At 39.3% G+C, this 26,713-nt stretch carries 25 protein-coding genes; 16 read left to right on the forward strand and 9 right to left on the reverse strand.

Going from position 1 to position 26,713, the window contains the following annotated elements:
* The first annotated feature begins 18 nt into the window (after positions 1 to 18).
* The 4 genes from AC3E9U_RS12155 (at position 19) to AC3E9U_RS12170 (ending at position 4,255) form a co-directional block, all read left to right on the forward strand.
* Entirely contained in the window at positions 19 to 942 is a 924-nt protein-coding gene (locus AC3E9U_RS12155) for an ABC transporter ATP-binding protein (RefSeq protein ID WP_488747185.1), read from the forward strand.
* Between the two features lie 45 nt (positions 943 to 987).
* Entirely contained in the window at positions 988 to 2,292 is a 1,305-nt protein-coding gene (locus AC3E9U_RS12160) for an ABC transporter permease (protein ID WP_488747186.1), read from the forward strand.
* Between the two features lie 83 nt (positions 2,293 to 2,375).
* Positions 2,376 to 3,539: a sigma-54-dependent transcriptional regulator gene (locus AC3E9U_RS12165; RefSeq protein ID WP_488747187.1), complete on the forward strand. Its 1,164-nt coding sequence runs from the start codon at positions 2,376 to 2,378 to the stop codon at positions 3,537 to 3,539.
* 80 nt (positions 3,540 to 3,619) lie between these two features.
* Positions 3,620 to 4,255 carry a DEAD/DEAH box helicase gene (locus tag AC3E9U_RS12170; protein WP_488747188.1) on the forward strand — a complete coding sequence of 212 codons (636 nt, stop codon included), beginning with the start codon at positions 3,620 to 3,622 and terminating at the stop codon, positions 4,253 to 4,255.
* 46 nt (positions 4,256 to 4,301) lie between these two features.
* Here the strand turns inward: AC3E9U_RS12170 and AC3E9U_RS12175 are convergent, their stop codons facing one another.
* The 3 genes from AC3E9U_RS12175 to AC3E9U_RS12185 are packed head-to-tail and all read right to left on the reverse strand — an operon-like array spanning position 4,302 to position 5,671.
* Entirely contained in the window at positions 4,302 to 4,907 is a 606-nt protein-coding gene (locus tag AC3E9U_RS12175; protein WP_488747189.1) for a DUF8845 family protein, read from the reverse strand.
* Positions 4,908 to 4,919: 12 nt separating this feature from the next.
* Positions 4,920 to 5,414 (reverse strand): RNA polymerase sigma factor, encoded by a 495-nt coding sequence (locus AC3E9U_RS12180; protein ID WP_023573989.1) that lies wholly within the window; start codon positions 5,412 to 5,414, stop codon positions 4,920 to 4,922.
* Positions 5,415 to 5,470: 56 nt separating this feature from the next.
* A complete protein-coding gene (locus tag AC3E9U_RS12185; RefSeq protein ID WP_488747190.1) occupies positions 5,471 to 5,671 on the reverse strand; it encodes a hypothetical protein in 201 nt (66 codons plus the stop codon).
* A 58-nt stretch (positions 5,672 to 5,729) separates the two neighbouring features.
* Here AC3E9U_RS12185 and AC3E9U_RS12190 point away from each other — a divergent pair, with 58 nt between their 5' ends.
* Positions 5,730 to 7,034, forward strand: coding sequence for an NAD(P)/FAD-dependent oxidoreductase (locus AC3E9U_RS12190; RefSeq protein WP_488747191.1), 1,305 nt, complete (start codon positions 5,730 to 5,732; stop codon positions 7,032 to 7,034).
* Between the two features lie 48 nt (positions 7,035 to 7,082).
* Positions 7,083 to 7,844 carry an alpha/beta fold hydrolase gene (locus AC3E9U_RS12195; protein WP_488747192.1) on the forward strand — a complete coding sequence of 254 codons (762 nt, stop codon included), beginning with the start codon at positions 7,083 to 7,085 and terminating at the stop codon, positions 7,842 to 7,844.
* 9 nt (positions 7,845 to 7,853) lie between these two features.
* On the opposite strand, the gene AC3E9U_RS12200 is transcribed toward AC3E9U_RS12195, so the two are convergent.
* Entirely contained in the window at positions 7,854 to 8,915 is a 1,062-nt protein-coding gene (locus tag AC3E9U_RS12200; RefSeq protein ID WP_488747193.1) for a DUF3810 domain-containing protein, read from the reverse strand.
* 229 nt (positions 8,916 to 9,144) lie between these two features.
* Here AC3E9U_RS12200 and AC3E9U_RS12205 point away from each other — a divergent pair, with 229 nt between their 5' ends.
* The 4 genes from AC3E9U_RS12205 to AC3E9U_RS12220 all read left to right on the forward strand — a co-directional run bounded on the left by AC3E9U_RS12205 (position 9,145) and on the right by AC3E9U_RS12220 (position 14,434).
* Positions 9,145 to 9,441 carry a (2Fe-2S) ferredoxin domain-containing protein gene (locus AC3E9U_RS12205; RefSeq protein WP_488747194.1) on the forward strand — a complete coding sequence of 99 codons (297 nt, stop codon included), beginning with the start codon at positions 9,145 to 9,147 and terminating at the stop codon, positions 9,439 to 9,441.
* Between the two features lie 82 nt (positions 9,442 to 9,523).
* Complete coding sequence (locus AC3E9U_RS12210) at positions 9,524 to 10,987, forward strand: aminoacyl-histidine dipeptidase (RefSeq protein WP_488747195.1); 1,464 nt, start codon at positions 9,524 to 9,526, stop codon at positions 10,985 to 10,987.
* A 122-nt stretch (positions 10,988 to 11,109) separates the two neighbouring features.
* The gene (locus AC3E9U_RS12215; protein ID WP_488747196.1) at positions 11,110 to 12,135 is read left to right on the forward strand and encodes a hypothetical protein; all 1,026 of its coding nucleotides are present in this window, start codon (positions 11,110 to 11,112) and stop codon (positions 12,133 to 12,135) included.
* Complete coding sequence (locus AC3E9U_RS12220) at positions 12,095 to 14,434, forward strand: hypothetical protein (RefSeq protein ID WP_488747197.1); 2,340 nt, start codon at positions 12,095 to 12,097, stop codon at positions 14,432 to 14,434. The genes AC3E9U_RS12215 and AC3E9U_RS12220 overlap by 41 nt, the downstream gene beginning before the upstream one ends.
* A gap of 21 nt (positions 14,435 to 14,455) precedes the next feature.
* Here the strand turns inward: AC3E9U_RS12220 and AC3E9U_RS12225 are convergent, their stop codons facing one another.
* From AC3E9U_RS12225 to AC3E9U_RS12235, 3 genes are all read right to left on the reverse strand, one after another.
* Positions 14,456 to 15,589: a PepSY-associated TM helix domain-containing protein gene (locus AC3E9U_RS12225; protein ID WP_488747198.1), complete on the reverse strand. Its 1,134-nt coding sequence runs from the start codon at positions 15,587 to 15,589 to the stop codon at positions 14,456 to 14,458.
* A 73-nt stretch (positions 15,590 to 15,662) separates the two neighbouring features.
* Positions 15,663 to 17,828 (reverse strand): TonB-dependent siderophore receptor, encoded by a 2,166-nt coding sequence (locus AC3E9U_RS12230; RefSeq protein WP_488747199.1) that lies wholly within the window; start codon positions 17,826 to 17,828, stop codon positions 15,663 to 15,665.
* A 179-nt stretch (positions 17,829 to 18,007) separates the two neighbouring features.
* The gene (locus AC3E9U_RS12235; protein ID WP_488747200.1) at positions 18,008 to 18,520 is read right to left on the reverse strand and encodes a DUF6265 family protein; all 513 of its coding nucleotides are present in this window, start codon (positions 18,518 to 18,520) and stop codon (positions 18,008 to 18,010) included.
* Positions 18,521 to 18,654: 134 nt separating this feature from the next.
* Here AC3E9U_RS12235 and prfA point away from each other — a divergent pair, with 134 nt between their 5' ends.
* The 4 genes from prfA to AC3E9U_RS12255 all read left to right on the forward strand — a co-directional run bounded on the left by prfA (position 18,655) and on the right by AC3E9U_RS12255 (position 22,073).
* A complete protein-coding gene (gene prfA, locus AC3E9U_RS12240; protein ID WP_488747201.1) occupies positions 18,655 to 19,728 on the forward strand; it encodes a peptide chain release factor 1 in 1,074 nt (357 codons plus the stop codon).
* Between the two features lie 265 nt (positions 19,729 to 19,993).
* On the forward strand, positions 19,994 to 20,806 hold the full coding sequence (gene pyrF / locus AC3E9U_RS12245) for an orotidine-5'-phosphate decarboxylase (protein WP_488747202.1): 813 nt from the start codon (positions 19,994 to 19,996) through the stop codon (positions 20,804 to 20,806).
* 35 nt (positions 20,807 to 20,841) lie between these two features.
* Positions 20,842 to 21,231: a DoxX family protein gene (locus AC3E9U_RS12250; protein WP_488747203.1), complete on the forward strand. Its 390-nt coding sequence runs from the start codon at positions 20,842 to 20,844 to the stop codon at positions 21,229 to 21,231.
* 23 nt (positions 21,232 to 21,254) lie between these two features.
* Positions 21,255 to 22,073, forward strand: a complete 819-nt coding sequence (locus AC3E9U_RS12255; protein ID WP_488747204.1) for an ABC transporter substrate-binding protein — start codon at positions 21,255 to 21,257, stop codon at positions 22,071 to 22,073.
* Between the two features lie 152 nt (positions 22,074 to 22,225).
* Here the strand turns inward: AC3E9U_RS12255 and AC3E9U_RS12260 are convergent, their stop codons facing one another.
* Positions 22,226 to 22,957, reverse strand: coding sequence for a DUF4197 domain-containing protein (locus tag AC3E9U_RS12260; protein ID WP_488747205.1), 732 nt, complete (start codon positions 22,955 to 22,957; stop codon positions 22,226 to 22,228).
* Positions 22,958 to 23,187: 230 nt separating this feature from the next.
* Between AC3E9U_RS12260 and katG the strand changes: the two genes are divergently transcribed.
* Both katG and AC3E9U_RS12270 read left to right on the forward strand, forming a co-directional pair.
* On the forward strand, positions 23,188 to 25,389 hold the full coding sequence (katG, locus tag AC3E9U_RS12265; protein ID WP_488747206.1) for a catalase/peroxidase HPI: 2,202 nt from the start codon (positions 23,188 to 23,190) through the stop codon (positions 25,387 to 25,389).
* A gap of 12 nt (positions 25,390 to 25,401) precedes the next feature.
* Positions 25,402 to 26,058: a VOC family protein gene (locus tag AC3E9U_RS12270; RefSeq protein WP_488747207.1), complete on the forward strand. Its 657-nt coding sequence runs from the start codon at positions 25,402 to 25,404 to the stop codon at positions 26,056 to 26,058.
* Here the strand turns inward: AC3E9U_RS12270 and AC3E9U_RS12275 are convergent.
* Positions 26,055 to 26,606 (reverse strand): hypothetical protein, encoded by a 552-nt coding sequence (locus AC3E9U_RS12275; protein WP_488747208.1) that lies wholly within the window; start codon positions 26,604 to 26,606, stop codon positions 26,055 to 26,057. The genes AC3E9U_RS12270 and AC3E9U_RS12275 overlap by 4 nt on opposite strands.
* Positions 26,607 to 26,713: the final 107 nt, after the last annotated feature.

Here is a 26,713-nt window from a genome sequence, read left to right on the forward strand (position 1 = left end):
ATAAATCAAAATTTTACAATGAGTTCAATTCTTGAAGTTAAAAATGTTGTTAAGCAATATGGTGATTATACTGCTTTAAACAGTGTTTCATTACAAGTTCCCCAAGGCAGTATTTACGGGCTTCTTGGTCCGAATGGCGCCGGAAAAACATCCCTGATCCGTATCATCAATCAAATAACGATGCCCGATGGAGGCGAAGTGTTTCTGGACGGTGAAAAACTGGCACCACATCACGTAAAGCACATTGGTTATATGCCGGAAGAGCGAGGACTGTACAAAACCATGAAAGTGGGGGAACAGTGTCTGTATCTGGCACAACTGAAAGGATTACCGCATGCCGAAGCCAAAAAGCAATTAAAGTACTGGTTCGATAAATTTGAAATCGGAAACTGGTGGGATAAAAAAATTCAGGAATTATCTAAAGGAATGGCGCAAAAGGTGCAATTCATCGTTACCGTTCTGCATGAACCGAAACTTTTGATTTTGGATGAACCTTTTTCAGGTTTCGACCCGGTAAATGCAAATCTGATAAAAGACGAAATCATCGAACTGAATAAAAAAGGAACTTCCGTGATTTTCTCAACCCACAGAATGGAAAGTGTGGAAGAAATGTGTGATTATATCGCCCTGATTCATAAATCAAACAAACTGATTGAAGGGAAATTGGTCGATGTCAAAAGATCACACAGAACCAACTCGTTTGAAGTTGGCATTTTATCAGATAACGTCGAACGTCTGATGTATGATCTTACGCAGAAATTCAAGTTGGAGCAGACCAATTTCAAATCGTTAAATGACGAAATCAAATTGAACATACAGTTAGAAAGAGCGACTCCTAATGAACTATTGCACATCCTGACGCAAAACGGACAGGTGACTCATTTTGTGGAGAAAATCCCAACGGTTAACGATATCTTTATTCAAACCGTTAGCCAAAGATAATTGTGAATTCAGTTTATAACTCATAATCAGTAACGTATAACTCAAATGGGAGTATTAGCATTAATAATCAAAAGGGAATTTATTGCCAAAGTGCGTAATAAGTCGTTCATCGTAATGACTTTTTTGAGTCCGCTTTTAATTGTCGGAATGTCACTTTTAATTGCGTATCTGGCTAATATGAATGAAGGCGAAGTGAAAAAAATCGCCATTCACGATGAAGCGGGATTGTTCAAAAAAGATTTTAAAAACACTAAAGAAACAACTTATACTGATTTGTCAGCCATGCCTTTTCAAACGGCAAAGGATACGGCCAGCAAAAGTTATGAAGGGCTTATTTATATTCCTAAAGTATCTAATCCTAAGGAGTTGGCAAAAAAAGTAGAGTACATTTCAGATGACAGTCCGAGCATGGAATTCACCCTGGAGATGGAAGATGTAATCAATCATCAGCTGACTCAAAACAACTTAAAAGAACTAGGTTTTGATTCTGCAAAAATTGACAGTGCTCAGGTAGAATCCGACATACATTTGGCTAAATTTTCAGGAGAAGACAGTTTGAAAGGTTTGAACGAAATCAAGATCGGTATTGGTTCTGCCTTCGGATACCTGATTATGATGTTCATTATCATTTACGGAAATTTTGTAATGCGCAGCGTTATTGAAGAAAAGACAAACCGTATCATCGAAATTATCATTTCTTCCGTTAAACCTTATAAGTTGATGATGGGTAAAATCATCGGTAACTCGTTGGCAGGAATTCTGCAGTTTGCGATTTGGGCTATTGTTGGCGTCATACTGTTAGTGGGTGTGTCTTCTTTCTTCGGAGTGCAGGCTGGCGCTATGTCATCAGTTGATCCGGCAGTTGTAGATGCTGCAAAACACGAGCTGGGAGGAACAATTCAAATGTATCTTCATGAAATATGGAACTTGCCTATAGGAACATTAGTTACGTTCTTCATTGTTTATTTTATCGGAGGCTATTTTCTGTATAGCTCATTATATGCGGCCATTGGTGCGGCAGTGGATTCAGAAACCGATTCACAGCAATTTTTATTGCCAATCATCATGCCTTTAATGTTAGGGGTTTATGTAGGATTCTTTACAGTTATGAATGATCCGCATGGAACAGTGGCCACTGTATTTTCAATGATCCCTTTTACTTCGCCAATCGTAATGTTAATGAGAATTCCGTTTGGAGTGCCATGGTGGCAGTTAACATTATCCGTCGCATTACTTTTTGGAACGTTTTTTGGCGTAGTGTGGTTTGCCTCTAAAATTTACCGTGTTGGTATTTTAATGTATGGTAAAAAACCGACTTGGAAAGAATTATATAAGTGGCTTAAATATTAATAAGTAACAAGTTGCAAAGCGAGAAAGTTGCAAAGTTTAAAACCTTTGTACCTTTGCATCTCAGTACCTTAGAACCTCTAAAAATGAGTAAAATATTAATCATAGAAGATGAAGCTTCCATCCGCAGAGTTTTAGTAAAAATCCTCTCGGAAGAAAGCGATACCTATAAGGTGGACGAAGCTGAAGACGGACTTCAGGGCTTAGAGAAAATCAAGAATGAAGATTACGATCTGGTTTTGTGTGACATCAAAATGCCGAAAATGGACGGTGAAGAAGTGTTGGAAGCCGTAAAAAAAATAAAACCGGAAATTCCGATGGTGATGATTTCGGGCCACGGTGATCTGGAAACTGCTGTCAATACAATGCGTCTTGGCGCTTTCGATTATATTTCAAAACCACCAGATCTGAATAGATTGTTGAATACGGTCCGAATCGCTTTAGACAGAAAGCAGCTGGTGGCCGAAAACAAAATCCTGAAAAAGAAGGTTTCCAAAAATTATGAAATGATAGGCGAGAGCGATGCCATCAATCAGATTAAAGAAATGATTGACAAGGTAGCGCCAACCGAAGCCCGCGTTTTAATCACGGGACCAAACGGAACGGGGAAGGAATTGGTGGCGCACCAGCTACATGAGAAAAGTGAGCGCTCCGGTGCACCTTTGATCGAAGTAAACTGTGCAGCCATTCCAAGTGAACTTATCGAAAGTGAACTGTTCGGGCACGTAAAAGGAGCCTTTACTTCAGCAGTAAAAGACAGAGCCGGAAAATTCGAAGCCGCGGATAAAGGAACTATTTTCCTTGATGAGGTGGGTGATATGAGCTTATCGGCACAGGCAAAAGTGTTACGCGCTTTACAGGAGAACCTAATTCAGCGAGTAGGTGCAGATAAGGATATTAGAGTCAACGTTCGTGTTGTAGCAGCAACAAATAAGGATCTGAAGAAAGAAATCGCAGAAGGGCGATTCCGTGAGGATTTATATCATCGTCTGGCGGTGATTTTGATCAAAGTTCCTGCGTTGAATGACAGACGTGATGATATTCCGTTACTGATCAATCATTTTGCGGAAAAGATCGCATCCGAACAGGGAACAACTGTGAAGAAATTCTCCGCGGATGCGGTTAAATTATTACAGGAATACGATTGGACAGGAAACATCCGTGAACTCAGAAATGTGGTGGAGCGCCTTATTATTTTAGGCGGAACCGAAATTTCGGAAAACGACGTGAAATTGTTTGCAAGTAAATAAATTAGTTATGAGAGACAAGACAAAAGTTGCCGCTATGAGTTTCTTTTTCTTTTCCCTTATCCCTTTTAACTTAGTTATAAATGAAACTAAAAAAAATAAACGAAAACCTGGCCCGGGCGCTAGCTGAAAACGGAATTGAAACCCCAAATGAAGTTCAGAAAGATTGTTTCGGAACACTGAAAAGCGGTGCGGATGCAGTTGTAATTATGCCTCAAGGCGGTGGAAAATCGACAACAATCGTGTATACGGTTATTCAAAAAATGGAGAAAGCCATGGGGGAATCAACCCGTGCATTGATCATTGTAAAAGACAAAGAAGCCGTTCTGGAAATGGTGGAAATGTTCAAAAATTTTGCACGTTATACCGATTTGCGTGTTTTCGGTTCCCACGACAAAGGCGACATCGATTACGATAAAAACCAGATTTCGTTAGGGGTTGATGTTTTGATCGGAACATCAAACAGAATCAATGCCATGTTTTCTTCGGCTGGGTTTAACATGAATACCATAAAGATGTTTGTGGTGGATGATGCGGACGAACTTTTTAAACTAAGAATGGATGCCATCGTATTACGTTTGTCAAACAGCGTAGAAAAAACACAACGACTTTTCTTTTCCGAAAACCTTACCGAAAGAGTAGAGGTAATGGCTGATAAAATAATGCTCGAACCATTTCTGTTCGGGGTTGAAGATTATCTTGAGGAGGAAGAAGACTAAAAATGAATACAGCATAAAAAAAGCGTCAACATTGTTGACGCTTTTTTTATAAATCTATTTTCTTTAATTCCTCATAATTCTTATGAAGTCTTCGTAGCAGGAAACCATAAATCAATCGGTAGAATAGCCATACGATTAATATAATTACTAATAAAAGTACCAGTAACAATACACTGGCGCCGACTACAACTTTCATCTCCTGATGCGTGTCAATAAGTAACATTTTTACCTGAGAACCAATAATCAGCAGTCCGGCCAAAAATACATACCCAATATTGAAGAAAATATAGTATGTCACAGTTTTTCTCGTTTTCAAAATACTTTCCATCAGTTTTTTTGTGGTGGATGTAGAGGATATTGATTGGAAATTCTTGTAAAATAGGTAGATGAAGAACGCCGCAACAACATAACTCACATAATCCGAATAACGAACAAAGGTTTCTACCCAACCTAATTTTGAATCAAAATTATTTGGAAGTAAAAAGCTTATTGAATTCAAAACGATAAATTCAATAATACTGATTATAAAAATCCATTTTACGATCGAGGAGGATTTTTTATGCAACATACCATAAATTTCCTGCTCCGAAATTTTCGGAAACTGCGGTTCGTTTTTCTTCCAGTCCTTTTTTAATAAATCTAACTCGTCCATTTTTTCCTTTCCTTAGGGATTTACTATTCGTTTTAATTTTCCTTTAATCCTGTTCATTTTTACCCTTGCATTGACTTCACTAATCCCAAGTGTTTCGGCAATTTCTGTGTAATCTTTGTCTTCGAGGTACATGAACACCAAAGCTTTTTCAATGTCGTTTAACTGATGTACAGCCTTATACAACAACTTGATCTGCTCTTCCTCTTCGTAGTTATAGTCGTCATGAGCAAAGCGGTGGATCGTACTGTCAAATTCGATGGTATTGATCGATTTCGTTTTCTTTCTGTACAAGGTGATGGCAGTATTCAAAGCCACACGATAAGCCCAGGTAGTAAATTTAGAATCACCCCGAAACTGCGGGAACGCTTTCCAAAGCTGAATGGTAATTTCCTGAAACAAATCCTTGTGAGAATCTTCATCAGAAGTATACAGCCTACAAATCTTGTGTATAATATTCTGATGTTCTTTTAATTGCGAAACAAAGGATTGCTCTAAACTCGAATTCATAACCGATTAGTGTTACATTATAACCATTTGTTACAAATTAGCATTTTTTTTATTTTTTAAGGAGCATCTCTCTCGGGTATTTTTGTTGGATTTTTTGCAACTCGGATCACACAGATGCAGGCATCGCGGATTATTACGGATTTCTTCTTCTCTTGTTTCTTGCTTTTTGGGTCTCTTACTTTTTCTATTTCCCTTCTCTCTTCTCCTTTTCCATTCTGCCTTCTGCCTTCTGCTTTCTCTCTTTTCCCTTTTTTCACCACTAATCTCTCCCTTTTTTCATAACTTTGTTACTAAGCAACTTTGCAACTTAACAAAATGAATATTCCCCGTTCAAGTTTTCCCCGCATCGTAATTATCGGTGGTGGTTTTGCCGGAATTTCGCTGGCAAAAAAACTTAAAAACATAAACGCACAGGTAGTTCTGGTAGACAAGCACAATTACCACACATTTCAGCCTTTATTGTATCAGGTAGCTACCGGCGGATTGGAAGCCGGATCAATAGCCTATCCGATCCGAAAGGTGGTGCAGAACTACGGAAATTTCTATTTCCGCTTGGCCAATGTAAAGGAGATCGATGCCGAAAATAAAAAAATCATTGCCGACATTGGTGACTTGTATTATGATTATCTCGTGATTGCCAGCGGTTCCAAAACCAATTATTTCGGGAATAAGGAGATTGAGAGTTACAGTATGGCCATGAAAACCATTCCGCAGTCGCTCAATATCCGAAGTCTGATCCTGGAAAATTTCGAGCAGGCACTTCTTACCAATGACATCAACGAAAGAAATGCCCTTATGAATTTTGTTATCGTAGGTGGCGGACCAACCGGAGTGGAACTTGCCGGTGCTTTGGCCGAAATGAAAAAAGCGATTCTTCCTAAAGATTACCCGGATTTAGACATCCGGAACATGGGAATCCATGTAATTCAGGGAAGTGATCGTTTGCTGGACGCAATGTCAGTAAAATCATCTCAAAAGGCCGAAGATTTTCTGCAGGGTTTAGGGGTGAGCATTTGGAAAAATGTTCGGGTAACGAATTACGATGGAAGAACGGTAACCACTAATTCCGACTTAACGTTCGAAAGCGCCACTGTAATCTGGGCTGCCGGAGTAAAGGGAGCTGCTGTAAACGGTCTGAAACACGAAGCCTTAACCGAACGCGCCGATCGTGTGAAAGTAAACGAATTCAATCAGGCTTTGGGATACGATACTATTTTTGCTATAGGGGATGTGGCTGTCATGGCTTCAGAAAAGAATCCTTTCGGACATCCCATGATGGCACAACCGGCTATTCAGCAAGGGAATCTTCTGGCTGAAAACCTGATCAGGAAATTACAGAATAAACCAATGAAGCCTTTTGTTTATAACGACAAAGGCTCCATGGCAACTATCGGCAGAAATAAAGCGGTGGTGGATTTACCGAAATGGCATTTTCATGGCGTTTTTGCCTGGTTCGTCTGGATGTTTGTCCATCTGTTTTCACTCATCGGCTTTAAAAACAAAGCTGTCGTTCTTACAAACTGGATCTACAATTACATCCGATTCGATCGTGAAGGCCGACTGATCATCCGCCCATATAAAAAGAAAAATATTCAGAGTTTTACCAGCGACGAAATCTAGAAAAAACAGATCCAAAATTGATTATCTACCATAGATCACAAACAAAACATGCATACAAACAACCATTCCCTGGCAGAAATAGCAATAAAGAGAACTGATAATTATCCCGGCAGACCAACAATAGTGTTTTTACATGACTCATTAGGCTGTATCAAATTGTGGCGTGATTTTCCGGAAAAATTAGGGGAATTGGCAAAATGCAATGTCCTGATTTATGATCGTCAGGGTTATGGAAAGTCAGGCCCGTTTTCATACGACAAACGTGATAATAATTATTTGGAACTTGAAGCCGAAATGCTAAGCGAGCTGCTGGATTTCTGGAAGATTGACCAAGTCATTCTGTTCGGGCATAGTGATGGTGGGTCTATAGCTTTGCTGACCGCGGCAAAATATCCGGAGAAAATTGCAGGAGTTATTACCGAAGGCGCTCACGTCTTTGTGGAAGAGGTGACCTTAAACGGAATCAAAGAAGCAATCGAACAATATAAGACCACCGATCTAAAAACCAAATTAGAGAAATACCATGGCGCTAAAACCGAAGCCATGTTTTGGGCCTGGGGTGGAACATGGACCTCAGACGCTTTCAGATCCTGGAACATGGAAAGTTTTCTGCCGTCGGTCAAATGTCCGTCGCTAATCATACAGGGTGAAGATGATGAGTTCGGTACTTTGGATCAGGTGGAAAGAATCGTTATTCAGGTGAGTGGTCCTTCTTTAAAATTTGTCATTCCCAACGTCCAGCATACGCCGCATAAAGAAGCGCCGGAAATTGTTTTGGAAAAAGCAGCAGAATTTATAAGCCAATTTTAGTAGAATAGCCTATAGTTTGTGGTTCTTATAATAGTTCACCATTAAGCCGACAAATTTACTGTACCCTTCCAAACCGTCTTTTTGCTGGTTTATTTTCAGGAAATTATCGTAAAAGGTGTGAAAGATAACGTCGATAAAGGTTTGGTGGCTGTCCCAGAATTCTTCTGTTTCCTGAAAGTTTTTCAAAATGCCCGGATGGATTAACGGAAGCAATTCTTCAGAGGAACCTTCTTCAAAGTTTTCCAGATTACCAAGACAATAACGCAGCGCATAAGCATAACCGGAATATCTGAAATAGATATCGTCGTTGTAAATCGTAGCCATATAACCAACGAAATTTGCCTCGCTTTCCGGACCAATGCCAATTTGATGTGCCATTTCATGTCCGGTTGTCGTTGTGAAATTATGTAAGGGGATGAGGTTATTTACCTGAGCTTCATTGGTGAACGGATTCAGATAACCGCCAAATCCCATATAGGTCAGTGGCGTGCTCAACAAAGAAGGTTTAACCGAATGATCTTCATATTTCAAGTAAGGAAAGGTTTTCGCAAGATTGTCGTAACCATTTTGGGTTTTTTCAAAAATTTGTTCCCGGTTAAATGGTATTACAACCTTTACAGTATCATTTTTAACTAGCTGTGAATGGATGGCATTTGTTTTAACGATCATCAGTTTTGTAAAAGCCAATAGTTCTTCCTGTGTATATTCGCGTTCCATATTCAGTTTTTGATACATCGGAACTCGCAAATAATTTACGGCCCAAAGCAAATTGAAGAAAAAATAAAACACCGAAACAAATCCCAGCAAAGTCAACAAGTTTGACTTCCATTGGGTTTTCCATGTTTTTCGCTGTTTCCACAACCATCGCAGCAAAAAGAAAACAGCGATACAGTAAATAACATCGCCCACGGAAAAAGGAATTTTCCCCAATGTAATTCTTGAAATTTTTGATAAAGGCGGATAGAACCCGTTGCTGTAATAACGCTCGACGGTTTCCGGAAAAAAGGAAAGTACCTTTAATGCGATAAATTGGAAAATCAGAAAAAGCGGTAAAATCAGTTTTCGGTTCATTGGAAAATTTTGATAAAGATAAAGAATAGATGTTAGAAAAAAGAAGCAAGAGACAAGAGTCAGGAAGTAAAAATTTAGAAGAAAATGGATTATCGTTATTCTTTAGTCTATAACTCTATACGCTATGTTGTATATTCTTTCTTCTTTGCTCTTTCTTCTTTTTTCTATTCCCCAATCCAAACTCTTGTCGTAAATTTGTTATATAGAAAAAACTCTAAAAGAAGGCGCCATGAGGAAGTTAGAGATGCGGAAAAAAGTCATTTTGTTTTGCGACGGCAGTAAATGCGGTAAAGACAACAAACACAACCGAAAAGTGTTTCGCGGACTGATCAAGCAAACCGAAATGAAAGGCGAAGTGGAGATCATTAAAACACACTGTACAGACAACTGCAAGTGTGCTCCCGTAGTCGGATTTCAACCCGACAATGTCTGGTATGGCGAAGTCTCAGAGAAAAAAATTCCGCAACTTTTTGAGGATCACGTGGCCCATTCGAAGCTTCTTAACAACAACAATAATTCCCATTAAAATTTGGATGTTTTCTCGTATTCAAAGAGGTAAAACTTTGTACCTTTGGGACTTTGAATAAAATCAACACAAAATAAAAAATATGAGCCAGGAAGTAAGAAACCTTGAGCCTAAACAGCTTTGGAATAAATTTGCCGACCTGAATGCTGTACCGCGTCCGTCTAAAAAAGAAGAGCGCGTAATTGCATTTATGATGGACTTCGGAAAGAAACTAGGTCTTGAAACCATTAAGGATGAGGTAGGAAACGTAATCATTAAAAAACCGGCAACCGCTGGAATGGAAAACCGTAAAACCATAGTAATGCAGTCGCATTTGGATATGGTTCACCAAAAAAATAACGATACCATTTTCGATTTTGATACCCAAGGTATTGAAATGTATGTAGATGGTGACTGGGTTCGCGCCAAAGGAACCACTTTAGGAGCTGACAATGGTCTTGGAGTTGCAACAATAATGGCGATTTTGGAGAGTACGGATATCAAGCACCCGGCTATCGAAGCATTATTCACTATTGATGAAGAAACGGGAATGACCGGAGCTATGGGCTTAAAAGGAGGTCTGCTTGATGGTGAAATTCTTTTGAACCTGGATACGGAAGAAGACGATGAAATCGGAATCGGTTGTGCCGGTGGGGTGGATGTTACAGCAACCCGTCAATATAATGAAGAGGAAGTTCCGGAAGGGTCGGTAGGTTATACTATCACCGTAAAAGGTCTGAACGGAGGTCACTCCGGTATGGATATCGACAAAGGTTTAGGAAATGCCAATAAAATAATGAACCGTTTGTTGTTTGACGGATTTGAAAACTTCGGTTTACAGATTGCGGAAATCAACGGAGGAAGTTTGCGTAATGCGATTCCGCGTGAAAGCGTTGCAAAAGTAATCATTGCCGGAATGTATGATGAGGCTTTCGTGTTCGATATGCAGGAAGTAATCGAAGATATCAAATTCGAATACAAAACGACGGAGAAAAACCTAACCATTGAAATCGTAAAATCGGATTTGCCTTCAAAAGTAATGGATTTAGGAGTTCAGGAAGGATTGATTCGTTCGATATATACAGCTCATAATGGGGTTTACCGAATGAGTGCCGATATGATAGGCCTTGTTGAGACTTCAAACAACATCGCTCGTGTGATTGTGAAAGACGGAGAGATTTCGATTCAGAATTTAACGCGTTCTTCTGTTGAATCTTCTAAATTCGATTTAGCAAATGCATTGCGTTCGGCTTACGAATTGTTTGGCTGTGAAGTGACGATTGCCGGTTCTTACCCGGGTTGGACACCTAATGTAACGTCTCCGATTTTAGATGTTCTGGTATCGATCTATGAAAAACAAAACAGTTCCAAACCAAATGTAGCTGCTTGTCACGCCGGATTGGAATGCGGTATCTTAGGGACGAATTATCCGGATATGGATATGATTTCCTTCGGACCGACCATCAAAGGGGCACATAGTCCTGATGAAAGAGCATCGATTTCGTCAGCTCAGAAATACTGGAAATTTGTTTTAGAGATTCTGGAGAATATTCCGATGAAGAAGTAAGAAAAATAGCATTATAAAATTTAAAAACCTGTTTAGAAATAAGCAGGTTTTTTTGTGAAAAATATCGTTCGGATTTATATAATTTTATACGATTTTACGTTATAACGAAAACTGCTGTCACGATGAAAAATTTGTTTCTTTTAGCACTGATTTCTTTGGTCTTTTTATCCTGTTCCAACAAAGTTGAAAAGATCGAAAAAGCCATTTATTACTGGAAAAGTGACAACTGGAGTTTGTCTGCTAAAGAAGATTCCATAATAGATAAACGTAACATACATAAACTATATGTGAAATTTTTTGAAGTGGAGCACAGCGATGCCATGGGGAATTACCCGGTTGCTAAAACACAACTTCACCTTTACACAAGAGACAGCCTGGCGATAGTCCCGACCGTGTATCTTCGGAATTCAATATTTATCAAGTCTACGAAAGGCAGTCTGGATACACTGGCTGACAATGTGAATTTTCTCATTGATAAATATTGCAAAGAAAGATTTGACAGGTTGTCACCGGTGACGGAATTCCAGATGGATTGCGACTGGACACTGAAATCGAAAGACAATTATTTTTATTTTCTGAAAAAGTTAAAGACCATTTCAAAGAAAAAAATCAGCTGCACGTTGCGCCTGTATCCGTATAAGTACCCTGATAAGATGGGAATTCCGCCCGTGGATAGAACCACGCTGATGTGTTATAATCTGATTAATCCACTGGAGAATCATGATAAAAACTCCATCCTCGATCTGACCGAATTAAAAAGTTATCTGAATACCGATAAAAAATATCCGCTTCCGTTAGACATAGCATTACCCGTTTACTCCTGGATGCAGGTTTATCAGAACAATCAGTTTTCCAAAGTGATTTACACAAATAACAAAGCAATGCGTAAGGTTCTTAAACCTGTAAAACCGCTCTGGTTTGAAATTACAAAAGATACCGTCGTTGAGGATACTTATCTGCGTATAGGTGATAAAATAAAGTTTGAGGAAATGACCGCCGATAAGATTAAACAGGCCATCACACTTATTAAGAAGAATGTCAGTTTAGACAAAGAAATTACCGTTACATTATTTCATTTAGACGAACAACAACTAAGCAATTATAGCAATGAAGAACTTTCTGGTTTTTATTCTGATTTTAGCAAGTAAGCCCTTGTGTGCCTGCGGATTTTATCCGTATGGAGAAGAATTGCGTTTTTCGTTCTTTAATCCTAATTGGTTTCAATATTACACGTATGCGGAGTTTGACTATTCTGCAAATTCATTTGAGCCCAAAGCGGTTTATAAGGAATTTGAGTTACGGCCAAATGAAAATTTATGGTTGAATTATTGCCGCAATCAGGTCCCGCTTTCTGATATTCGAATCGTTTTGGGGCAATTGAAAGCAGACGATATCAATCCGCATAACAAGAATAAAATGCTTCAGTATCTCTATCATTCCAAAGATTTTGAAGCACTGAATTATTTGAAATTTGCCAAGAACTGCGAATTTTTTAATACATGGATGGAAGATCCCTGGGAGCGTAATACTGTGATGATTGTACCTAAACGTGCAAAACTTTTGCATCAGGCGATTCAGTTTTCGCAGCAGGCAAAAAAGGAAGAGATAAAGTTCCGTTATGCTTTTTTAGGAATCCGATTGGCGTATTATAATCAGGATCTGAAATCGATAAGAACTATTTACGATACTGTTTTTAAGATTGGTAAACAACAAAATATCCTGGATTACTGGAGTTTGTATTTTCGTTCTTTGGCGGAAGAAGATCCTGCTTTGGCTAATTTCTATGCCGCACAGGTTTTTGTCAATGCCCGTGATAAAAGGTTCATGATCGCGCAGAATTTTGATTCAAAGGTGCCGTTAAGTTCTGTTTTACAATACGCAAAAACGGCTGAGGAAAAAGCGAATGTCTATCTGTTAGCGGGTGTAAAAAAGCATGATAAATCGATTGAATGTCTCCGAAATGTATACAAATATAATCCTGATTTTGACGGTTTGAATTTTTTGCTGCTGCGCGAAATCAACAAAATTGAAGACTGGGTTTTTACACCGTATTATTCTTTGTTCAGCCCATCTATTGAAACAAATGATTTTTGGGATGATGATGATGAAACGTCAATGAAGAATATCCTTAAACGAGTGGAAACAGACCGAAGATATGCGGCAGAGATACTGCAATTCATCAATGGGGTCGATTTGAATAAAGTGGCGGATCCTCAGTTTTGGAAAATCTGTAAAGCCCATTTGTTATTTATCACGAAGGATTATGCCTCATGTTTGTCCGTAGTAAAGGAATTGGAAAATAAAACGACTAAATCCGATTCGGTTTACAATCAGTTGGAAATTATTTATGCTTTGGCGACTGTAGCCAATCAGGAAGATGGTAAAGCGGTAATTTTGCCGGAAGTCCAAACCATTATTTTGAAAAACAGAGGTTTTAACAAGTTTGTTTTTGCAATCGGAAGAGAATTGGAATATAAAGGCAATACCAATGATGCGGCACTTCTGTATTCCAAAATGTACGATAACTACAACGATGGTAATTACTATGATGTTGCGTATTGGAAAACCATGAAAAATAAAGGTGATACTTATTCGGATTTTTATTCGGATTATTTTGATTATATCAATGTAATGTACACTCCGGAACAAGTGGAACAGCTCATTAATGATATAAAAGCCAATGCGGCAAGAAATGATGAGTTCTCAAAATGGAAATACGATCTGCTTAAGAAAAAGCTCCCTGCTTTGTATGATTTGGTTGGAACCAAATATATACGCCAGAACAAACTTTCCAAAGCATTGGCCAGTTTTAAAAAAGTAAATGGTTCTTTTTGGAATGAACAGTATTCTGCCTGGGAGCGAAATGAATATAGCTGGGATGGCAGCAATGTGTTTGATAAAAACCCATTTTACCAGTTGAAATATACACCTGATTTCATACCGGTTAAAGATACCATTCATTTAACAAAAACGACGATAACCAGACAGTTGATAACCTATTTGAATAGAGCTAATAATGTCAATGAAAAAAACAAGGATTACTACTATTTTTTGGTTGCTAACTGTTATTACAATATGACGCAATATGGAAACTCCTGGATGATGCGGAGATATACGTGGACAAGCTCCGGGAATCATTCGATACTGGAAGATGAAGCCGAGTATTATCAATGTGATCTCGCTAAAAAATATTATTTATTGGCTAAAGCAAATGCAAAAACGGAGAAATTTAAAGCCTTATGTTTGCGAATGATCGGACGTTGCGAACGAAACCGCTTAGAATATGTTTATCCGGATAGTTATGACAGTAAAATTAAAGACTATGAATCTTTTATTTATAGTAAGAACAATTACTATTCTGATTTAAAAATGAATTACGGTACTGATTTTAAAAGACTTACAAGCGATTGTTCTTTTTTTGAAGATTACTTTAAAGCAAGAAGATAAGTCTGAAAAAGAAAAAAGCCTCTATGAAGAGGCTTTTTTCTTTTTTCGTCCCCACCAGATCAAAAATCCGGTAACGGGTAAACTGGAAATAAGCAAACTAATCAGGAATGCAAAAATTTTTCCCGGAAGGCCAAGTATAGCTCCGGTGTGTATGTCGTAATTCATTCGCATAAGTTTATCTGATGAGGTTGTTTTCGGAAAACGTCCCCAAACATGACTGACCTGTTTTTCTTTTAAAGTATACTGATCAAAATAACGGTAATCGATTTTCCAATACGTTCCCACTTCCGGATTGGCATTGACTGCTATAGAAGATGTGGCCGTTTCCGGCGGATGTACTTCAATGGATTTGGCCGTCGGATATTCCGATTGCATCGTCAGCCAGGCTTTATCCAATGGATTGGCAATTTTTGCGTAGTCCAAATTTGGCTGAATAGAAACCGGATCTTCATAAAGTAATGATTTTTCCCCTCCAATTATCGTATAGTAACCATAAGCAAACCACGGGAATCCCCAAACCAAACCGGTTAAGGCGAAAATCAGTGCAATACTCATCACATAAAATCCGGTGATATTGTGCAGATCATAATTTTTTCGCTTCCATTTCAGGCCTTCTTTCCATTGGAACCAAAAACGTTGTTTGGCCGCTTTTTTGTTTTTCGGATACCAGAGAATCAGACCGCTAATCAGTATGAAAAGAAAAATCAGGGTAGCTGTGGCCACGACGGTTTGCCCAATTTCATGAGGAAGCCAAAGATAAAAATGACCATCTAATATAAAACGGAAGAATCCTGTTTCCATATCAACCGTTTTTAAAACCTTTCCATTGTAAGGGTTGAGGTAGACTGTGTAGTGATAAAACGGTTCGTAATTATAGAAAATAACTTCCGCAGCTTTATGCGCTTCATTGTATTTTATGGCATGCAGATGTTTGGAAGGAAGTTCTTTTACAGCAATCTGTTGCAATTTTGATGGGGGCAAAAAGGATGTGGATTGTTTTTCGACAAAGCGGTATTCCTGCGTAAGATTCTGTATTTCTTCCTGGAAAGCATACAAACAGCCGGTGATGGCCAAAATGAATACAATGATTCCCGAGGATAACCCGAGCCAAAGATGAATTTTTCGGATGGCTTTTTTAAAAGTGGCATTTTTCATAGAATAAAGGTTAAAAACTCCCCACTGGGATGAGGAGCCTGGCTTAACTAACTATAAAACAATTTATTGATTACTAAAATCTATAAGTCAATCCTGCTGTCAGATTTCGTGCTTTCTGCGGCGTAACGGTTGACCAACCCGAATAATATTTCTCATTGAACATATTATTCAGTTTTAAGATAATGTTGAATCTGCTGTGATTGTACGACAAAGAAGAATTCAGAATCGTGTAAGCCGGTAATTCGAAAGTTCCAATGTTAGAACGGTTAAGTGTTTTGTGCTCGCTGGCGTAATTTCCGCCCAAGCCGAATCCTAAACCTTTTAATTTGCCTGTCGGAAGCGTATAACTTGCCCAAAGGTTTACCAATGTTTCCGGACCTGCTTCTTCAGGACGCATTCCTAAATATCCGTCACCGGGATTGTCTTTGGTAACTTCACTTTTATTGTTACTGAAACCGGCAACGATATTCATTCCGTCGAAAGGATTGGCGATTACACTTAACTCAATTCCCTGGCTTTCCACTTCACCACCTTGAATTGAATTGTTTATGTTATTCGGATCCGTCATCAAACGATTTTGAACTGTGATGTTGTAGTAACTCGCTGTGGCGGACAATTTGTTTTTGTACAGATTTGTTTTTACGCCGAATTCATATTGGTTCGCGTGTTCCGGATCGAATGATTTCATCTGAGGATTTGAACCATCAATTTCTGCGACCTGCTGCGGAGCGACATTTACAAATCCGTTCATATAATTCGCAAATACGGAAAGCTGATCTTTGATGGGTTGATAAACCAAGCCGAATTTTGGTGAAAAAGCCGTTTGTCCGCTAACTTCCTCAGTCGACCAATATTGTGTTTTTCCTTTAAAGTGATCCACACGTAAACTCGCCATCGCGGAAAGTTGTGGTAAAATGTTGAATACATCAGATACATAAGCGCCGTAAACTTCGTTTTCCGCAGTAGAGTTCCCTTCAAAAGAGCCTATCAGTAAATTGTCAACTCCGGCCTGGGTTAAATCACCGGTGTCGTTTCCGTCAACCAGCGTTACGTTTCCGTTGGCAACCCATCCGGAACTGCTGTTCATGATATTCGATTTGTAATAATCCAATCCGGCCACCATTCGGTTTCTCATGCCTGCAATTTTGAAATCACCAATGAAATTTTGCTGAATGTCGGTCGTGTAGGTTTCTCCGTTTCTTTTTGAGATGTACCGTGTAAAAGTATTTCCGTCGGCCAAATCCCATAAATAAGAGTAATAGCCGTCTGTTGTGCTGGAACTTCTTGATAGAACCGTCTGCGAAGTCCATTTGTCCGAAAGCTTGTAAAGCATTTGTCCTTGTAGACTGTAAGTAGGATTGCTGATGGTCAGTTCGTTTGAAGTAAAGGAATTTTTGTAATTCTGTTCAAATAAATCAATTGAGTTGAACGATAAGGGCGAATAGCGGCTCAGGAACAGCATCGGCGCATTTGCAGATTCACGGTTTGTGAACTCGGTGTTGATCAGGAAGGAAAGTCGATCATTCACAATGTAATTTAAAGACGGGGCAATGAAAAACGACTTTCCAAAACCGGCATCCTGAAAACTGTTTTCCTTCTGATAGGCTGTCGTAACTCGCAGTAAAACATCTTTTTCCTTAGTAAGAGGAGCATTGACGTCCGCAGTGATGCGGTCCGATCCATAGCTTCCGGCATTATAGGACAGTTCGCCTCCAAAATTCGAGTAGGGTTTTTTAGTGACAATGTTGATCAGACCACCATAGGAAATCAAACTGCTTCCGAATAAAGTTCCGGAAGGACCTTTGATTACTTCGATATTATCCACATTAACCGGATCGATGCTTCCGTTATTGATTCCCGGCAAACCGTTAACCATGGTGGGCTGCACGGCAAAACCTCGCATGGTGTAGTATTCCGCTCCGTCGCCGCCACGACCGGTTGATTCCCAAAGACGGGTAACTCCTGTAGCATTTTTTAAAGCATCGTTGAAATTCGTAACGACCTGTTCCTTCAAAAGTTCGGCCGGAATGGCATTGTACACCTGCGGATTCTCTATATCCGCTAAAGGCATTTTGGAAACGGTGGTACTTTTGTCTTTTCTGAATTTGTTGATTTTGCCGTTTACGATCACTTCATCCAGTTTCTTAATAGAGTCATTTTTGGTTTGTTGGTCTTTTTCCTGAGCACTCAATTGTAAGCCAATGAGCAACAAGGAAATAGGAAGGGCTAGTCTCTTCATTTTTATTTAGAATAAATTAAAATAATATTTTGACGCAAAACTATCTGTCAGAAATGCAAACGCAAAATTTATTTAGACTTATTTTAAATAAAATTTGTGATATTTTTATTACGTATTGATTTTCAAATTATTGCAAATAAAAAACCCTCGATTTGTTCGAGGGTTTCTGTTTAAATGCGTTATTTTTTCTTCATCGGATAACTTTCCTTGCTTTCTTTTCCGTCTTTCATTCCGGAAATTTCGGCAACCAGACTATCGGCAGTGATCAGGTTATAAGTGATCTTGTTCGGGAAATCGTGCTTCGGATTTTCGAAAACCAATTTTGCAGCGTTTGCATCCGTCAGGTAAAAAGCAACCGGTTTGTCATTGTTCTGTCCTTTCACGGTCACATTGTAGAACAAACTGTCGTTCTTTTGTTCCAGAACCACATTTTCATGAAAAAGAGTATCTGTCTTCATAATAAAGAAACTTTCTCCTGTAAAAGTACTGTCGTTTTCCTGTTTCCAGGTCTCGGTTAAATTACCTTCTGCAGAAGCATTTTCCCATTCGCCCAAAATCCAATCTGCTTTTTCAAGCTCCTCATATGTTTTGGTTACAATCTCTTCCGGTTCACCTATTTGCAGTGAACTCTCCTTTCTTTGGTTACAGGCTGCAAGTGTAATTACAGCTAAAGTAACAGTTAATTTTTTCATTTTCATTCGGGATTTTTAACGGGTTAAAGGTAGGTAAATTGACCAATATCATACAAAAAAATATATGCCGATTTTCGCTGTTTTTTAAACATGTTTTTTTTGTAACTTTGCAGCCGAAAACAGCGTAGAGAATTATGTTAGACAGATTGCAATATGTGAAGCAGCGTTTCGACGAAATTTCAGACTTGATCATCCAGCCTGATGTTATCGCCGATCAAAAACGTTATGTTCAGTTAAACAAAGAATACAAAGACTTGAAAGCCTTGGTTGAAAAACGTGAGGAATACATCAATGTCGACGGAAATATAAAAGAAGCGCAGGAAATCCTTGCTGACGGTTCCGATGCCGAAATGGTGGAAATGGCCAAAATGCAATTGGAGGAAGCGAAAGAACGTCTACCGCAACTGGAAGAGGAAATCAAATTCATGTTGATCCCTAAAGATCCGGAAGATGCGAAGAACGTGATGGTGGAAATCCGTGCGGGTACAGGTGGGGATGAGGCATCAATTTTTGCTGGTGATCTGTTCCGTATGTACACCAAATACTGCGAAGCTAAAGGATGGAGAACGTCAGTAGTGGATATGAACGAAGGAACGTCCGGCGGATTTAAAGAGGTTATTTTTGAAGTTTCCGGTGAAGATGTTTACGGTACCCTGAAATTCGAAGCGGGTGTTCACCGTGTACAACGTGTCCCTCAAACGGAAACACAAGGACGTGTTCACACTTCTGCGGCGACTGTTATGGTGCTTCCTGAAGCGGAAGAATTCGACGTTCAGATTGATATGAATGATGTGCGAATCGATTACTTCTGTTCGTCAGGTCCTGGAGGTCAGTCGGTAAACACGACGAAATCAGCTGTACGTTTAACACACATTCCAACCGGATTGGTGGCACAATGTCAGGATCAGAAATCACAGCACAAAAATAAAGACAGGGCGTTAGAGGTTTTGCGTTCCCGTTTGTACGAGCAGGAATTGGCGAAAAAGCAGGCGGAAGATGCCGTAAAGCGTACTTCGCAAGTTAGTTCAGGAGACCGTTCCGCAAAAATTAGAACCTACAATTATTCGCAAGGACGTGTAACCGATCACCGAATTGGTTTAGATGTTTTTGATATGGATGGGGTTATGAATGGTAAAATCCAAAAATTTATTGACGAACTCCAGTTGGTCAACAATATGGAAAAACTGAAAGAAAGCGATGTTTTCTAATTGAAAATAGAGTAAAGAGAATAGAAAAAAGATGCCATACTGAACTTGTTGATGTATGGTTTTTTTTTGGAGCGAATGGCTTGGGTTCTTTTGGAATCCTTGTTCCCGCTTTACGCTCTGCAAGGCGCCGCTTCAATCGGGGCTAAGGAGGGAGCTTTTTGAACTTTTGGAATCGGATGGGATAAAAACATGCCGAAAAATACTCCGCAACTTTGTAACTTTGTAACTTTGCAACTTTATAACTTTGCAATTCAGCAACTAAAAAATGACTACACAACAACTACAAGAACAAATCCAATCGAAAAAATCATTCCTGTGTATTGGTTTGGACGTCGATTTAAACAAAATTCCGGAACATTTACTGGCGACAGAAGATCCGATTTTCGAGTTCAATAAAGCGATTATCGATGCGACACACGATTTGTGTGTTTCGTACAAACCGAACACTGCTTTTTATGAAGCTTACGGAATTACAGGCTGGCAGTCATTGGAAAAAACCATCAACTACATCAACGAAAAATATCCTGAAATCTTCACGATTGCCGATGCAAAACGCGGCGATATCGGAAATACTTCTTCCATGTATGCAAGGGCGTTTTTCAAAGATCTGAATTTTGATTCGGTTACCGTGGCACCTTATATGGGGAAAGATTCGGTCGAGCCGTTTTTAGCTTTTGAAGACAAACACACCATCATGTTGGCCTTGACGTCGAATGAAGGTGCTTTCGATTTTCAGACGCAAAATGTAGATGGAAAGGAATTGTATAAAGTAGTTCTTGAAACGTCAAAATCCTGGAAAAATTCCAAAAATCTGATGTATGTGGTAGGAGCGACCAAAGCAGAATATTTTACCGAAATCAGAAAAATTGTTCCCGACAGTTTCCTGTTAGTTCCGGGCGTAGGAGCGCAAGGTGGAAGTTTGGCTGAGGTTTGCAAATACGGAATGAACACCAATGTAGGTTTGTTGATAAACTCCTCACGCGGAATTATTTATGCGTCGAATGGAACTGATTTTGCAGACAAAGCAAGGGAAGAAGCGTTGAAACTGCAACAGGAAATGGAAGCAATTCTTAAATAGTTATATTTGTTACTGTTCATTTCTAAATTGTAAAAATGAAAAGTACCTTTCTCCTTCGTTTTGCGGTAGCCGTGATTTTGATAATGCACAGTATACCAGGCATGTTCAATAATGGTATCAATGATTTTGGCAATCTGTATCTGAATGAGGTCGGATTCGCTCCGATGGGATTGATATTGGCATGGGCAATTAAACTATCCCACTTGGCCGCTGCAATTTTACTGCTGCTTAATAAATACATAAAACCGGCCGCAATCGTAACCATATTCATTTTGATTGTGGGTATTTTTATGGTCCACTTACCGGATGGTTGGTATGTCGTTGGTGGAGGACGCAATGGAGTTGAATTTAATTTTTTGCTGATCTTTGTTTTGCTCGCAATATTGTATCCGAACGGTATAGTTAAAAATGTGCCGAATTCTTAAACTTAATTAATTTTTATCTGGCAATGCCGAATCCCAAAATTCTTATCGATCAACTCGGAACCCAACATATTTTCAATTCTGCACCCAAAAGAATTGTTTCTTTAGTTCCGTCCCAAACCGAATTATTATATGATATGGGATTGGAAGATAGTATTGTTGGGATTACCAAATTCTGCGTCCATCCGTTCCATTTTAAATCAACTAAAAAGATAGTAGGCGGTACCAAACAGGTGAAAATCGATAAGATCAAAGAATTGCAGCCTGATATTATCATTGCCAACAAAGAAGAAAATACGCTGGAGATTGTCGAATCGTTAAAAGGCATTTGTCCGGTTTGGGTCACCAATATCATTACGATTGAGGACAACCTGCAAATGATATCTGATTTCGGACAGTTGTTCAACAAACGTACCGATGCTCAAAAATGGATTGACAAAACTAATTTTGCTTTAGCTGATTTCCAAAACTTCATGAAAGATAGAGAAGTTCAGAAAGTGGCTTACTTTATTTGGGCGAATCCTTATATGGTGGCAGGCGGCGATAATTTTATCAATGAATTGCTAAAACTGAATAAATTCGAAAATATTTACGACAATCATCCCAAATATGAAGGAAGATATCCTGAAATCGTGATTCAGAAAATGCGTATCCAAGGCGATCCGGATCTGGTTTTACTGTCTTCGGAACCGTTTCCTTTTAAAGACGAACATGCTTTTGAATTAGGGCGTCATACTCATCATGCGAAAACCGTTTTTGTAGATGGTGAAATGTTTTCCTGGTATGGGAGTAGATTGGTTAAAGCTTTTGAGTATTTCAAACAATTACATCTTCGCCTGAATTAACAGCATAAAAAAACCACGCCCGAAAGCGTGGAATTCTTTTTAAACTAACCCTAACCAAATGAGAAACTCTCTATTTGATTACAAAGTTCCGACTATTTTTTTTTAGTTAGTGTTAACAAATTGTTATTTGTATCTTATTGATTTCTAAAATTTTAGATCTGTTTCTTGTCTTGTAAGGCAAATACTTTTTTTAGTAAATCGGTACTTCTTGCAGTCAGGTTAGTACGGATGTCTTTTTCTTCGACAGCAATCATTTTAAATACACCTTCCATAGCTTTATTGGTGGTGTAATCCGTTAAATCAGGGTTTACTTTCTTAACTAACGGAACACTGTTGTATTTTGTAATAATGGAAGACCAAACTTTGTCGGCACCCACTTTTGCAAAGGACTGCTTGATCACAGGATTGAATTTTGCATATAAAGCTGTAGAAGTTGATGATTGCAAATAAGTAGTCGCAGAACGTTCATTACCCATCAAAATATTTTTAGCATCGTTAAAACTCATTCCTTTGACAGCATCAACGAAAATCGGAGTGGCTTGTTTTACGGCATCTTCGGCAGCGCGGTTCATAACTTTCAATCCTTCATCTGCTAATTTGCTCATACCGATGTCACGAAGGGTTTTGTCTACTTTTTTAAGTTCTTCCGGTAAAAGGATCTTTACCATTTCATTTTTGTAGAAACCATCGGCAGCGGTAAGTTTTACAACCTGTTTTTCGATCCCTTTATTCAGGGCTTCTTTCAATCCTGAAGAAATTTCAGCTTGTCCGATACCCATTTGTCCCAGGGTTCCTTGCGTTTGCGGTAACTGCTCAATAACCTGTTGCATTTCGGCACATCCAAAAAATGGAATAAAGGCCAAAAGAAGTACTGTTTTTTTCATGCTCATTTGAATTAGTGTTCAAAGGTAAACAAACATCGTACCATTTTTATTGTATTGTATTTTCTTATGAGAAAATAATAATTATCAATTTGATTTATAAAATAACAATAAGTTAATTCGGTAATTTTAATTAAATTTAACAGTTATAAAATGCTGGGCCCCAGAAATTTGATTTGATAATACTTCTGTTAATGAAAATAGTAATCAATCACTAATAACATTATAAAAAAATGGAAAACAATTCGAATAGCCAAGGTAAATGTCCGTTTTCTGCCACAACCCAAAATGAGAACATGGGTGGAATCGGGACAAAAAACAAGGATTGGTGGCCCAATCAGTTAAAAGTAAACATGCTGCGCCAAAATTCATCGCTTTCAAATCCGATGGGTGAGGCATTTAATTATGCAGCAGAATTCAATAGCCTGGATCTGGCAGCGGTCAAGAAAGACCTTAACGACCTTATGACCGATTCACAGGAATGGTGGCCCGCCGATTTCGGGCATTACGGACCTTTATTTATCCGCATGGCATGGCATAGTGCCGGTACTTATAGAATTGGGGATGGCCGAGGAGGAGCGGGAGCCGGGCAACAGCGTTTCGCACCTTTAAACAGCTGGCCGGACAATGCCAATCTTGACAAGGCGCGCAGACTGCTTTGGCCAATCAAACAAAAATACGGTCGTAAAATATCCTGGGCGGATCTTATGATTCTTGCCGGAAATGTCGCTTTGGAATCCATGGGATTTAAAACCTTTGGTTTTGCGGGCGGACGTGAAGATGTCTGGGAACCCGAAGAAAATGTTTACTGGGGTTCTGAAACGGAATGGCTGGATGATAAACGCTATTCGGGAGTACGCGATCTTGAAAATCCGCTTGCGGCTGTGCAAATGGGGTTAATCTATGTAAATCCGCAAGGGCCAAACGGGAATCCGGACCCGCTTGCTGCAGCTACCGATATTCGCGAAACATTTGCCCGCATGGCCATGAATGATGAAGAAACCGTTGCACTTATTGCTGGCGGACATACATTCGGTAAAGCGCATGGTGCAGGAGATGCGGCTTTGGTAGGAGCAGAACCCGAAGGAGCAGGTATCGAACTGCAGGGAATGGGTTGGGCCAGTAAACACGGAACCGGTAAAGCAGGAGATGCCATCACGGGAGGACCAGAAGTGACCTGGACACAAACGCCAACCAAATGGAGCAATCACTTCTTCGATAATCTCTTTAATAATGAGTGGGAACTGACCAAAAGCCCGGCAGGAGCATTTCAATGGGTGGCAAAAGGCGGAGCGAAGACAATCCCGGATGCGCATGATCCTTCCAAAATGCATATGCCAACTATGCTTACCACAGACCTTACATTACGTTTTGATCCCATTTATGAAAAAATTTCAAGACGTTTTTATGAAAATCCAGACCAGTTGGCTGATGCCTTTGCCCGTGCATGGTATAAGTTAACACACCGTGATATGGGACCGATTGCCCGTTATCTTGGGCCCGAAGTTCCAAAAGAAGAATTGCTTTGGCAGGATCCGATTCCGGCGGTGGATCATGAGTTAATCAATGAAAATGATATTGCGTCATTGAAAGCTAAAATATTGGATTCCGGTCTTTCGGTTTCCCAATTGGTGAGTACAGCCTGGGCTTCGGCATCTACTTTCCGTGGTTCCGACAAACGAGGTGGTGCTAATGGCGCCCGTATCCGTTTAGAGCCTCAGAAATCCTGGGCCGTAAACAATCCGACACAATTATCAAAAGTTCTGAATGCACTTGAAGGCATCCAAAAAGATTTTAATGCTGCACAATCAGGTGGTAAAAAAGTATCACTTGCAGATCTTATTGTGTTGGCAGGCTGTGCCGGAGTTGAGAAAGCGGCGAAAAATGCAGGTCATAACATAACTGTTCCTTTTGCTCCCGGTCGTATGGATGCGTCACAGGATAAAACCGATGTGGCCTCCTTCGCCGTATTGGAACCGAAAGCTGATGGATTCCGTAATTATGCCAAATCCAAGTTTTCAATTCCAACGGAAGCAATGTTGATAGATAGAGCACAATTGCTTACCCTTACCGCTCCAGAAATGACGGTTCTTGTAGGTGGTTTACGTGTGTTGAATACCAACTTTGATAATTCCAAAAATGGGGTGTTTACCAATCGCCCGGAAATACTTACCAACGATTTCTTCGTGAATTTGCTCGACATGGGTACAACATGGAAAGCCGTTGATGAACAGGAGGAATTGTTTGGGGGAGCAAATGGTTCCGGTGTAAAATGGACAGGAACCCGTGCCGATCTTATCTTTGGTTCTAATTCCGAATTGAGATCATTGGCTGAAGTATATGCTAGTTCAGACGCTCAAGAGAAATTTGTAAAAGATTTTGTTTCGGCATGGAATAAAGTCATGAACCTTGACCGTTTTGATTTGGCTAAATAGCACTATTGAATCATGAAAATATCGGAAGTTCATCTGTTGACCAACTCGCTTTCGGAAACCGAATTCTTTTATAAGAAAAAGCTAGGTTTCGAAGTCATTGTGAAAACGGATGAGCTTCTTTTTTTTCAAATAGGAAGCTCAAAGTTGTGCTTTCATTTGTCGGATGAAATTCAAAAACCCGTTTATCATTTCGCCTTCGATATTCCGGAGAACAGATTGCTTGAGGCCTTGGAATGGATTCGGGAAAGAGCAGAGGTGATTCCGTTTGAAACCAATGAAATTATCGACTTTTCCAATTGGCATGCAAAATCCTTTTACTTCTTTGATAGCAACGGAAATATTCTGGAATGCATTGTTCGGTATGATTTGAAAAATATCTCGGATGAGAATTTCAACAGTAATTCGTTTCTTAAAATGAGTGAAATTGGTTTTGTGGTGGAGGATGTTTTTAAATTCTGCGACGCTGTCAATCAGAAATACGAAACCGATTATTTTATAATGCAGCCGCGAAAGGAAAACTTCTCCGTTTTGGGAGATAATTTCGGTTTGTTCATTGTCTCCGGAGAAAACAGGAATTGGTTTCCTACGATGCACAGAGCACATCCGTTTTGGTCAAAAGTTCTTTTTGAGAGTAACGGGAAACAATATGAAATGGTGTTTAATCCTTAAAGGGAAGAATTGCTTGCATTGACGTTTTCGTTTGCTTTCATTTTTTGTTCCAGACTGTTTTTTAAGATTTCCAGACTTTTCTTTTTCAGTTGCATTTCCTGTAAACGATGTAAAGTGTTTTTGTTCAGCATGTTTACAGCTCTTGTTTTTATCATTCTTGCCAAATCGGGAATGAGTTCCGTTTCTGGGTTGGATTCTAAATAGTGTACTGTTTCTAATGCTGCAAAACATTCCGTTCGGGTTTTTTCCATTGCGCTGATTTTGCGCTCCAAGAGGTGTTGCTTGTATTGTAGCGTTTTATATTCCTGCTTTAACCATTCCTGTACTTTCTTTTTCTCTGTTTCAACAATTGTTGCGCTTTCCTTGGAAACCGATTCGCCTTTCTTTACATTGGATAACAAAGGATTTAATCGTTGTATTGCAGCAAGTGGGAGACTACGTTGTCCTATTTCAAACATAGCCCATTGCACCCTGGTGATACCTAACAGCATTCCCATTTCCTCCTGCGTTAAACCAAATAAGCTTTTTATTGTGGATGAGCGTTTCATTTGTGACAAGTTTGTTTGTAAGATTTATTTGTCACAAATATGGTGACAATTTTTTTAAAATAAAAATTTTGTCACGAAATCCGTGACAAAATTTTCGGATTGATTTT

This window comes from Flavobacterium sp. 21.1 (assembly GCF_057801535.1).

What these genes read in the sequence shown, in the direction of transcription:
- AC3E9U_RS12260 (WP_488747205.1), bottom strand. Translation starts at nt 22,957, where the DNA reads ATGAAAAAAACAGTACTTCTTTTGGCCTTTATTCCATTTTTTGGATGT.
- AC3E9U_RS12155 (WP_488747185.1), top strand. Translation starts at nt 19, where the DNA reads ATGAGTTCAATTCTTGAAGTTAAAAATGTTGTTAAGCAATATGGTGAT.
- AC3E9U_RS12210 (WP_488747195.1), top strand. Translation starts at nt 9,524, where the DNA reads ATGAGCCAGGAAGTAAGAAACCTTGAGCCTAAACAGCTTTGGAATAAA.
- AC3E9U_RS12250 (WP_488747203.1), top strand. Translation starts at nt 20,842, where the DNA reads ATGAAAAGTACCTTTCTCCTTCGTTTTGCGGTAGCCGTGATTTTGATA.
- pyrF (WP_488747202.1), top strand. Translation starts at nt 19,994, where the DNA reads ATGACTACACAACAACTACAAGAACAAATCCAATCGAAAAAATCATTC.
- prfA (WP_488747201.1), top strand. Translation starts at nt 18,655, where the DNA reads ATGTTAGACAGATTGCAATATGTGAAGCAGCGTTTCGACGAAATTTCA.
- AC3E9U_RS12160 (WP_488747186.1), top strand. Translation starts at nt 988, where the DNA reads ATGGGAGTATTAGCATTAATAATCAAAAGGGAATTTATTGCCAAAGTG.
- AC3E9U_RS12165 (WP_488747187.1), top strand. Translation starts at nt 2,376, where the DNA reads ATGAGTAAAATATTAATCATAGAAGATGAAGCTTCCATCCGCAGAGTT.
- AC3E9U_RS12275 (WP_488747208.1), bottom strand. Translation starts at nt 26,606, where the DNA reads ATGAAACGCTCATCCACAATAAAAAGCTTATTTGGTTTAACGCAGGAG.
- AC3E9U_RS12170 (WP_488747188.1), top strand. Translation starts at nt 3,620, where the DNA reads ATGAAACTAAAAAAAATAAACGAAAACCTGGCCCGGGCGCTAGCTGAA.
- AC3E9U_RS12220 (WP_488747197.1), top strand. Translation starts at nt 12,095, where the DNA reads ATGAAGAACTTTCTGGTTTTTATTCTGATTTTAGCAAGTAAGCCCTTG.
- AC3E9U_RS12190 (WP_488747191.1), top strand. Translation starts at nt 5,730, where the DNA reads ATGAATATTCCCCGTTCAAGTTTTCCCCGCATCGTAATTATCGGTGGT.
- AC3E9U_RS12195 (WP_488747192.1), top strand. Translation starts at nt 7,083, where the DNA reads ATGCATACAAACAACCATTCCCTGGCAGAAATAGCAATAAAGAGAACT.
- AC3E9U_RS12270 (WP_488747207.1), top strand. Translation starts at nt 25,402, where the DNA reads ATGAAAATATCGGAAGTTCATCTGTTGACCAACTCGCTTTCGGAAACC.
- AC3E9U_RS12180 (WP_023573989.1), bottom strand. Translation starts at nt 5,414, where the DNA reads ATGAATTCGAGTTTAGAGCAATCCTTTGTTTCGCAATTAAAAGAACAT.
- AC3E9U_RS12205 (WP_488747194.1), top strand. Translation starts at nt 9,145, where the DNA reads ATGAGGAAGTTAGAGATGCGGAAAAAAGTCATTTTGTTTTGCGACGGC.
- AC3E9U_RS12235 (WP_488747200.1), bottom strand. Translation starts at nt 18,520, where the DNA reads ATGAAAAAATTAACTGTTACTTTAGCTGTAATTACACTTGCAGCCTGT.
- AC3E9U_RS12175 (WP_488747189.1), bottom strand. Translation starts at nt 4,907, where the DNA reads ATGGACGAGTTAGATTTATTAAAAAAGGACTGGAAGAAAAACGAACCG.
- AC3E9U_RS12230 (WP_488747199.1), bottom strand. Translation starts at nt 17,828, where the DNA reads ATGAAGAGACTAGCCCTTCCTATTTCCTTGTTGCTCATTGGCTTACAA.
- AC3E9U_RS12200 (WP_488747193.1), bottom strand. Translation starts at nt 8,915, where the DNA reads ATGAACCGAAAACTGATTTTACCGCTTTTTCTGATTTTCCAATTTATC.
- katG (WP_488747206.1), top strand. Translation starts at nt 23,188, where the DNA reads ATGGAAAACAATTCGAATAGCCAAGGTAAATGTCCGTTTTCTGCCACA.
- AC3E9U_RS12215 (WP_488747196.1), top strand. Translation starts at nt 11,110, where the DNA reads ATGAAAAATTTGTTTCTTTTAGCACTGATTTCTTTGGTCTTTTTATCC.
- AC3E9U_RS12255 (WP_488747204.1), top strand. Translation starts at nt 21,255, where the DNA reads ATGCCGAATCCCAAAATTCTTATCGATCAACTCGGAACCCAACATATT.
- AC3E9U_RS12225 (WP_488747198.1), bottom strand. Translation starts at nt 15,589, where the DNA reads ATGAAAAATGCCACTTTTAAAAAAGCCATCCGAAAAATTCATCTTTGG.